Below are 10097 nucleotides of genomic sequence, written 5' to 3' on the forward strand. Positions count from 1 at the left end.
CCTTGATGTCGGAGTTATATAATGGTAACCAACAATTAAATAGTTGGAGACGCATATATTCTGTATAAGCAGAATTTTTAAGTGTATTTTTGATACATTTAATTTGTGTGTCTTATTCTGCCTTTATAGATAACTGACATATGACAACAGATAGTATTTGAAATATATATTACTTTGTTAAACTATGGTGTAGTAGGCTTTAATCTGCTACGCTTTTATTAATTTTGCATAGTATTATTTTGGTTATAATTATGTTGAAATAGAAAGTATTAACTTTTCTAGTCCACAGGAGTTTTCTGTTTTTGTGCTGGTCAATACATGCACAGAAAAAGGCAGATATACCTGTGGGCTTTTTTTATATAAATTATAAAATATGGAGGTAGTTGAAATGAGTATAATTGAACTTAGGCATCTGACTAAATCTTATAAAAGATTTGAGAAAGAAGCAGGGCTTATGGGAAGTGTAAAATCTTTATTTAACAGGAAATACACAGAGAAAACAGCTATATCATCATTTGATTTAAAAGTGGAGGAAGGAGAATTTGTTGGATTAATAGGTCAAAATGGAGCTGGTAAAACCACTCTTGTTAAGATGCTAACTGGTATTATTTCACCATCTTCTGGAGATATATCTGTTATGGGTTATTATCCTAATAAATTGGAAAATAGCTTTAAAAGACAGTACGCTATTGTTATGGGACAGAAAAGTCAATTATTCTTTGAATTGACACCAGCAGATACATTTCTTTTATTTAAAGAGTTATATGATATATCTGATGAAGAGTATAAAAGAAACTTGGATTACTTTATCGAATTATTTGATGTATCAGAGTATTTAAACGTTCAAGTTAGGACGCTTTCTTTAGGGGAGAGAATGAAAATGGAATTAATAGTAGCCCTTCTGCATAATCCTAAAATATTGTTCTTAGACGAGCCAACAATAGGTCTAGATGCAGTAGCACAAAAACAAATTAGATATTTTCTAAAAGAAGTGAATGAAACAAAGGGGACTACTATTATACTTACTTCTCATTATATGGAGGATATTAAGAGCCTATGTAGTAGAAGTATCGTTGTAGAAAATAGTCATAAAATATATGATGGCTCTACAGAAGAATTGTTTAATCATTTCCAGAAATATAAAAAAATAACAGTTAGTTTCGCTGATGAAGCTGATATTAAATTTCCTAAAGACTGTAAAATCATTGAGCAAACGAAGCATAAGATATCAGTAGTTATGCCAAAAGAAAGAGGAAATGAAACTGTTAAATGGATTTTTGATAATTATGATGTCAAGGACGTGATAATTGAAGAAGAAGATATAGGTAATATTGTAGAGAGAATATATAAGAAAGGAAGTGAGGAGTATCGTGAGTAACTACAATCAGGTATATTCTAGTCATTCAATGTTTTATAAATTTAAACAAAATATCCGAAGATATTATGAAGTAGCCAAAATTAATTTTAAAGTACAACTTATCTGGAGATTTGATGTAGTAGTTAATATGATGTTTACTATTATAAAAATTTTATTTGCTTATATCTTATGGAAAGCAGTTTTTGGTGAAAATAAAATAGTTTCTGGTTTTACATTTAATTCAATGTTGTCTTATTACATAATAAGCTCATTTTTATCAGGTATTGATATGTCAAAGAGTACTAGTGAAGAGATATGTAATCGTGTAAAACTAGGTACATTTTCAAAATATATGATTATTCCAATTAATGTTCAAAATTATTTTATTGCTAAAAATTTTGGAATGACATGTTTCTATTTTGTATTTAACATGATTTCTGCTTTTGTATGGATTTTCATATTTAAATTGGATTTTGCTTTTACATCTAATCCAGTTCAAATAGTAATTTCAATCTTAATGATTTTTTTAGGGCTTATTTTTATGATGCAACTCCATTTCTTTATTGGTATTTTGTCATTTAAATTTCTTGAGATTGGTTTTTTTAGAATGATAATTGAAAATATCTCTGAATTTGTTACAGGAACAATGATACCACTTATACTTTTACCAGAAGTTTTAGTAACAGTCATGAAGGTATTTCCATTTTATTATACAACATATTTGCCATCTATGTTACTAATAGGAAGAAACAGTAATGAGGCAGTACAAGGCTTGATTATTATATCATTATGGGTTTTGTTCTTTTTTATATTGAATAAAATTATGTATAAAAGAATGAGAACACTATTTGATGGGGTGGGTATATGATGAAAAAAAATTTTAAAATAATATTTATGTTATTAAGGATGAAATTATCAAAGATGATGGTATTTAGATTTGATTTTTTTGGAGCATTTTTTGTAGATAGTTCACTATTTATATTACAACTATTAATGTTTAATGGTATATATTCTCATATAGACTCAATAGGAGGTTGGCAACATGGAGAGATGTTAATATTTATAGGAACTTTTTCATTAATAAATGCAATAAATATGACAATTTTCTGTTTTGGTATTTATGATATTCCAAGGAAGATTCAAGAAGGAGAGTTAGATTATTATATTACAAAACCAATAGACCCACTATTTAGATTGACATTTGAAAACATTAATATTGGTTCATCTCCATTAATTTTGGCAAGTATACTTATAGTTTTATATGGGGTATCTGAATTAAATCCAAAAATAACTTATATCACAATAATAATGTATATCTGTATGGTATTATTGATGACATTGCTTTTCTATGATGTAGGTATTATACTTCGAACAGTTTCATTTTTTGTTATATCATCTTCTGCTATAATGAGACTAGAAGATAATTTATTACCAATGAACATGAAAATTCCTGGAGTAATATATGAAGGTGTTTTTAAATTATTATTCTATTTAATTTTACCATATGGAATTATGTCAACAATTCCAACTCAAATTTTGTCAGGAACAATAACAATGAATGGATTGATATATTCAATCTTAATTGTATTCTTGTTTACATTATTTATGTGGAGATTTTGGAAGTTAGGTATGAAGCATTATAAAAGTGCAAGTAGTTAATAACTTTACAGCTTTGAGGTGATGAGAATTAAAAATATAGCAAATATTATTACTATATTTAGAGTTATTTTATCAATAGTATTACTTAAAACAGAAGTATTCTCTAATTTATTTTTTATAATCTATATTGTTTGTGGCTTAAGTGACTTTTTAGATGGATATATAGCTAGAAGAATGAATCTAACAAGTGAATTTGGCTCAAGGCTTGATAGCATAGCAGATATATGTTTTGTAATTTCCACATCTGTTATTATATTTCCCATAATAAATATACCAAAGTATATAGTGTTATGGGTAGTAGTAATTGCTATCATTCGTATTACATCAATAATTATAGTAATTTATAAATACAATACATTTTTTATATTACACACATATGGAAATAAAATATCTGGATTTATGTTGTTCTGTTTACCTTTATTTTATAATCTGGTTAACATAAGTTTGCTTACTAGTATTATTTGTGTTGTAGCAAGTATCTCGGCTATTGAAGAAGTACTGATACATATATTTTCTAAAGAGTTGAAAAAAGATACTATATGAATGTTTATAAGTAAACAGGTTTCATGTGATACTAAACAATAAAAACAAGTGTTAGTGATTAAAATCATAAAATGCTTGGAGTAAAGGATAAGGAGTTATTTTTAGATATTATGATAACGTATAATAGCAAGATTAATTAAAAATCTATCCAAGTAATTAGATATAATCTTTATGGAGAAAGGAGGTCCTTTAATGTCTAATAGGTTGGATATAATTTTAAATATAAGTAATGCACAAGAGAATGACCTGAATGAGTGATATATCTTATTCAGAAAATCGGAAACAAGATAATCTTCATGCGAAGGATAATTTACTTGCACAAAGATTTAATTTGTTTTCTCTATTAAAATTTGCATTTCCCACTATTTTTATGATGGTTTTTATGGGATTATATACAATTGTTGATACTATATTCGTATCAAGATTTGTTAATACAAATGCTTTATCAGCAATTAATATTGTTTGTCCTATTATTAATATTATAGTTGGACTTGGAACGATGCTTGCTACTGGGGGGAGTGCTATAGTAGCTCGTAAGATGGGAAGCGGTGAGACTGATGAAGCAAATAAGGTTTTTACTTTAATTGTGTTATCTGGAGTTGTACTTGGGATGATAATTACTGGTATTGGATTTGTATTTATGGATTATATTATTATATGGTTAGGAGCAAGTGAGATTTTGATTAAATATTGTCGCTCATATCTTCTTATTATTTTGATTTTCGCTTTTGCCAACATATTACAAGTATTATTTCAAAGTCTATTTGTGACAGCTGGAAAACCAAAGTTTGGATTATGGTTAGTAATAGGTGCAGGGTGTACTAATATAATTTTAGATTATGTGTTTATTGTTCCATTACAAATGGGTCTTGGTGGGGCAGCGCTTGCAACTGGTATAGGATATTTGATTCCTACTATTGCAGGGTTAGGTTTCTTTTCAAAAAGTAATGGGGTACTTAGATTTTGTATACCTAAAATAGATAAGAAAGTGTTGTTTGAGACTTGTTTTAATGGCTCATCTGAAATGGTAAGTCAATTATCCACAGCAGTTACCACTTTTTTATTTAATATTATAATGATGAAGTTGATTGGTGAAGATGGAGTTGCGGCTATTACAATAATTATTTATTCTCAGTTTCTCTTAACCTCAATTTATATAGGTTTTTCAATGGGAGTTGCTCCAATAATAAGCTATAATTATGGAAGCAGAAATAATATACAATTAAAATACATTTTTAAAATTTGTATGTTATTTATCTCAATAGCTTCTTTATTGGTGTTTGTGTTTTCTATGATATGTTCACCAAGTTTAGTAGAGATTTTTTCTCAAAGAGGAAGTAATGTTTATAAGATTGCAAGGTCTGGATTTTATATATTTTCTTTTAGTTTTATTTTTTGTGGATTCAATATTTTTACATCATCTATGTTTACAGCACTATCAAATGGAAAAATATCTGCAATACTATCTTTTTTACGTACGTTTGGCTTTATAACTATAGGTTTGCTGATATTACCAAATATATTTGATATATATGGTATATGGCTAGCGGTACCAATTGCTGAGTTATTAACCTTATTTTTAACAGTTAGTTTTATATATAAATATAAGAATAAGTATAACTATATATAAATATAAGAATAATCATAGTTAACATATATCTTTTTAACTGTATATCATTTAGCCTAACCACCATAGGAACTCCAAAATAAAGAGATTCCATAACACTATTTAAATCACCATGAGTAATAAAAACATCTGCTTTTTCTAATATTTCAAGTTGTGGTGTAAAGGGATAAATATAAATTTTCTACTAACCCAAGAGTAGGGTAGACATGTCCAGAAAAAGGTGAATTTATAAATAAAATTTTCATATATAGTAGGATGATACAATATTTTATTCATTTATCCTATATTCTTTAATTTGACATATTTATGAAACATCGAATTATACTGTGAAATATGCATTGACATGCATATAGTAAATAGTTTTCATTAATCGATAGATATATATACTTGATTTTATTTAATTATTTGAATATACTTTAAGCAGAACCTAGGGAGTGAGAGGGATGAAATAGACAAAAAATAAGAACTCTTTATAGGAGCGATTTTAAAATGGAGACATACTTTAATAAAAAAATATTACTCGTGGATGATGAAAAAGATATAATAGATTTAATTGAAGAAGTACTTATAAATGATGGTTTTAAAAATATTGTTAAAGTCTACAATGGTTTAGATGCTATTTCTTTATGTAAGACAGAATGCCCAGATGTCATTATTCTTGACATAATGTTACCAGATGTGGATGGAATAGAAGTGTGTAAAAAAATTAGGGAGTTCTCATACTGTTCAATTCTTTTTCTTTCATCAAAAGATGATGATATTGACAAAATACTTGGTCTTAGTAGTGGTGGGGATGATTATATAACGAAGCCATTTAGCCCAAGAGAGGTTGTATTTCGAGTTAAAGCTCAATTACGTAGACAACAATACCAAAGCATTATACCATCAGATGATGTATTTATTAAGTTAGGGAATATTACTATAGATACAGAAGGAAGTCGTGTTTATAAAGATAGAAATGAAATTGAGTTAACTGGAAGAGAGTATCAACTTTTAAGTTATATGGCTCAAAATGTAAATAAAATTATAAGTAAAGAAAGATTATATGAACAAGTGTGGGGGGCATATAGTAGCATCTGTGATAATACAATTATGGTACATATACGTCATATAAGAGAAAAAATTGAAAATAATCCTTCAAATCCTAAAATACTTATAACAGTTAAAGGTCTAGGATATAAACTTGTAAATAGAGTTGATTAGAATGGATTTTAATATTAATAGGCACTTATTTATGAGTGCCTATTAATATTTGTATTCTAGTAATAGACTTTATAATCTAGTAGATTCTTATTTTTTAAGTTTCTTAGCAATGAAACTTCAGCCAAAAGATTAATACATGTATTGAAGTATTGATTAAACAATATTACAGATAGATTTATATTAATTGTTTTTCTATATTAAATACCTTATCAATCCAACCTTTATAAAATTTTTCTTCATGGGATACTAGTATGATATTTCCTTTAAACTGTTTCAAGGCATTTTGTAAAGCATCCTTTGTTTCTGCATCAAAATGGTTGGTTGGTTCATCTAGAATCAAAAAATTGCAAGGAGATAACATCATACAACATAATTTAACCTTAGATTGTTCACCACCACTTAGAGTAGATACACTTCTTGAAACATGCTCTTCTTTTACTCCACATTTAGCTAGGTGACGTCTAATTTCTTTTGTATTAAATTTTGGATACTTATCTGCCACTATTTGAAGTGGTGTTTTAGTAGGATTTTCCCATTTTAAATCTTGTTCATAATAACCAATTTTAACTTGTTCTGAAAACTTAAAACTTCCAGCGATACAAGGAATATCTTTAACTAATGTCTTTAACAAAGTTGATTTACCAATTCCATTAAATCCAGTTATAACTATTTTTTGACCTCCATCAACAGATAAATTTAGTTTTGGAAGCAAAGAATAGTAGTAGCCGACTTCAAGATTGGTAACTGTAAGAGCATTTTGAGCAGATATTTCAATCTCTGAAAATTGAACATTTGGTTTTCCTACAAAGCTAGGAGGAGCTATTCTTTCTATTTTATCCAATTGTTTTTGTCTTCCTCTTGCAATTTTTGAATTTACTCCAGCTTTATTTTTACGTATAAATGTTTCTTCTTTTTCTATTTTCTTTTGTTGTGCTTGATATCTTCTAATATAATCCTCTCTTAAATGTGATTTTTGTTTAAGAAACTCTGAGTATTTTCCATGATACTTCTTAATCATACCAAATTCTATATCAAGAATGCCTGTAGAGATTTTCTCTAAAAAGTCAAAATCATGGGAAACTACAATAAATGCTCCAGCAAATGTATTTAAATAACTTGAAAGCCACTCAACATGTTCCTTATCTAAAAAATTTGTTGGCTCATCTAATAATAAAACTTCATGATTAGAAAGTAGTAATTTCGCCAAGATTACTTTTGCTCTTTGCCCGCCACTAAGTTCTTCAACTACACGATTCATTCCTATTGAATCTAACCCAAGACCATTTGCTATTTTGTTAACTTCATTGTCTACAGAGTAGAAATTGTTTGCTATTAGTTGTTCTTGATATTCTGATGCCTTAATTAGTAGTTGTTCATTTCCAGACAGAGCACTCTCTTGATATAGCAAATTCATCTCTTTTTCTATTTTATAAAGCTCTTCAAATGCAGAGTGCAAATAGAGGGATATTGTTGTATCTCTATTAATTTCTGCATATTGGTCTAGATGACCAATTTTGATATTAGTTTGCCATTTAATTTCTCCTTCATCTGGAATAACTTCTCCTAATAAAATTTTGATTAAGGTACTTTTCCCTACACCATTTTGACCAACTATACCAATATGTTCACCTTTGAATAAATCAAAGTTAGCTTTCTCATACAGTGACTTATCCATAAAACCTTGTGATAAATTAGTTACTTTTAATAAACTCATAATTCAAACTCCTTTTCTTTTATTAAAAAATTTATGAAAATAAAAAAAGCAGAGGAAAGGCATTCTAAAATGCCGACCTCTGCTTTTGGAAAAACAAAAGGTCATAGACAAGCATTGTTGTCTATGACCAGAAAATCTATATATCTATCGGCAAATAGGCGATTTTAAATAAGCATAGCTAAAAAAACTATACTAACCTATATTTGCCGACGAAGATAGAAAGCTCTAAGCCTCCAGATTAACCTCTACACAACGCTTCATCGTATACATTTGTGTAGAGTTAAGTTTTCTAACAAGTTTAACTAATTCTATATAAATCATAATTATTCACATCCTAATCTTAATTCTAGTTTATTTATATTTAAACTGTACTTTGTACTTTTGGTATCATCTTATTTATTTAAAGTATAATTTACTAATTATAACTTAAGTTATGTTATCATAATACATAGTTATAGTCAACAAGAAAATTATTTTCATGTAGTCACTTTGATAACATAATAAATTAAAATTTATATTATTAAGATGAAGGATAGTTTTAATTATAATAATTCTCCATATTTTTTTACAAATACCTTTTTTAATATAGTTACTAAAACCATATAAGATAAAATAGTAAAAATCAATCCAATAAAATATATACCTGGAAGTGGCATCATACCAATAGCATGACCAAGAGATGTATATGGTATAATAGTACCAATCACAATTCCCATTGTTGTAAAAAGAGTTAATTTCCATGAAGCTCGACTTTTAATAAATGGGATGTGTGGAGTTCTTATCATATGAATAACTAATGTCTGAGACCATAAAGATTCTACAAACCATCCAGCATGAAATAGAGATATAAACCCAAGCTGACCTATAGTATCTAAGCTATGAAAACTTCCACCAAATACATTTGGGCATACTACAAAATACATTAGTATATATGTTGTAATATCAAAGACTGAACTAGTTGGACCAATCCAAGTCATAAATTTACTTATAGATGATGAATCCCATTTTCTTGGAATTTTTAGATAATCATCGTCTACATTATCCCATGGAATAGTTATACATGAAATATCATAAATTAAGTTTAATATTAAGAGTTGAATTGGTAACATTGGTAAAAATGGCAAGAATGCACTTGCTATTAATACAGAGAACATATTACCAAAATTAGAACTTGCAGTCATCTTTATATATTTTATAATATTTGCATATGTTTTTCTTCCTTCAATAGCACCTTGCTCTAGTACCATAAGGTCTTTTTCAAGTAGTATAATATTTGCACATTCTTTAGCTATATCAACTGCGGTATCTACAGATATTCCAACATCAGATGCCTTCATAGCAGCAGCATCATTTATACCATCTCCCATAAATCCAACAATATGTCCATTTCTGCGAAGAGATTCAACTATACGAGATTTTTGTTCTGGAGAAAGCTTTGCAAATATACTTGTATGTTCTACCATTTTATCAAGATTTTTATCATCCAGGCCTTCTATATCTGAGCCAAGCAAGATATTTTCAATTTTGATGCCTACTTGTTTACAAATACACTTTGTTACTGCATCATTGTCACCAGTTAGAACCTTTACATCAACTCCATTTTTAAGTAGAGCTTTTACTGCACTAGATGTACTTTCCTTTGGTGGGTCAAGGAATGCAAGATAACCTATTAAAACCATGTTACTTTCGTCAGAAACTGAAAATTCATCTATAGGTGAAGGATTGTTTTTCTGTGCAATTCCCAAAACTCTCATACCTTTATCATTGTATTTAGAAACTGTTGCAATAACTTCTTTACATATTTCATCTGTCATTAATTGAATCTCATCTTTATACTCAACATGAGTACAGATTGATAACATTTCTTCAATAGCACCTTTTGTGATAAGCTGAGTTTTTCCAAATTTATTTTTAACTACTACACTCATTCTTCTTCTATTAAAATCAAATGGAATTTCCTGAACCTCCCATGACTAAAGTCACAGGGTTCCTGT

General features: G+C 28.1%; 8 protein-coding genes and 1 pseudogene. 6 read left to right on the forward strand and 3 right to left on the reverse strand.

The window, feature by feature from the left end:
• Positions 1-388 precede the first annotated feature (388 nt).
• From Q3223_RS18930 to Q3223_RS18950, 5 genes are all read left to right on the forward strand, one after another.
• On the forward strand, positions 389-1378 hold the full coding sequence (locus tag Q3223_RS18930) for an ATP-binding cassette domain-containing protein (protein ID WP_284182435.1): 990 nt from the start codon (positions 389-391) through the stop codon (positions 1376-1378).
• Positions 1371-2225, forward strand: a complete 855-nt coding sequence (locus Q3223_RS18935; RefSeq protein WP_054271779.1) for an ABC-2 family transporter protein — start codon at positions 1371-1373, stop codon at positions 2223-2225. Before Q3223_RS18930 ends, Q3223_RS18935 begins: the two co-directional genes overlap by 8 nt.
• A complete protein-coding gene (locus Q3223_RS18940; protein WP_176702494.1) occupies positions 2222-3016 on the forward strand; it encodes an ABC-2 family transporter protein in 795 nt (264 codons plus the stop codon). The genes Q3223_RS18935 and Q3223_RS18940 overlap by 4 nt, the downstream gene beginning before the upstream one ends.
• 21 nt (positions 3017-3037) lie before the next feature.
• Positions 3038-3559 (forward strand): CDP-alcohol phosphatidyltransferase family protein, encoded by a 522-nt coding sequence (locus Q3223_RS18945; protein WP_223195635.1) that lies wholly within the window; start codon positions 3038-3040, stop codon positions 3557-3559.
• A gap of 250 nt (positions 3560-3809) precedes the next feature.
• On the forward strand, positions 3810-5189 hold the full coding sequence (locus Q3223_RS18950) for an MATE family efflux transporter (RefSeq protein ID WP_407812391.1): 1380 nt from the start codon (positions 3810-3812) through the stop codon (positions 5187-5189).
• Here Q3223_RS18950 and Q3223_RS18955 read toward each other — a convergent pair.
• The gene (locus Q3223_RS18955) at positions 5152-5364 is read right to left on the reverse strand and encodes a glycosyltransferase (protein WP_153885153.1); all 213 of its coding nucleotides are present in this window, start codon (positions 5362-5364) and stop codon (positions 5152-5154) included. The two genes, Q3223_RS18950 and Q3223_RS18955, sit on opposite strands and share 38 nt — an antisense overlap.
• Positions 5365-5675: 311 nt before the next feature.
• On the opposite strand from Q3223_RS18955, the gene Q3223_RS18960 reads away from it, so the two are divergent.
• The gene (locus tag Q3223_RS18960; RefSeq protein ID WP_054271776.1) at positions 5676-6389 is read left to right on the forward strand and encodes a response regulator transcription factor; all 714 of its coding nucleotides are present in this window, start codon (positions 5676-5678) and stop codon (positions 6387-6389) included.
• 175 nt (positions 6390-6564) lie between these two features.
• Here the strand turns inward: Q3223_RS18960 and Q3223_RS18965 are convergent, their stop codons facing one another.
• Positions 6565-8103, reverse strand: a complete 1539-nt coding sequence (locus tag Q3223_RS18965) for an ABC-F family ATP-binding cassette domain-containing protein (RefSeq protein ID WP_407812392.1) — start codon at positions 8101-8103, stop codon at positions 6565-6567.
• Positions 8104-8645: 542 nt separating this feature from the next.
• Positions 8646-10070 (reverse strand): annotated as a pseudogene (mgtA, locus tag Q3223_RS18970) (magnesium-translocating P-type ATPase); the annotation flags it as partial.
• Positions 10071-10097 lie beyond the last annotated feature (27 nt).

This window comes from Clostridioides sp. GD02367, from assembly GCF_045900275.1.
In the GTDB taxonomy this organism is placed as follows: Bacteria; Bacillota; Clostridia; order Peptostreptococcales; family Peptostreptococcaceae; genus Clostridioides; species Clostridioides difficile_A.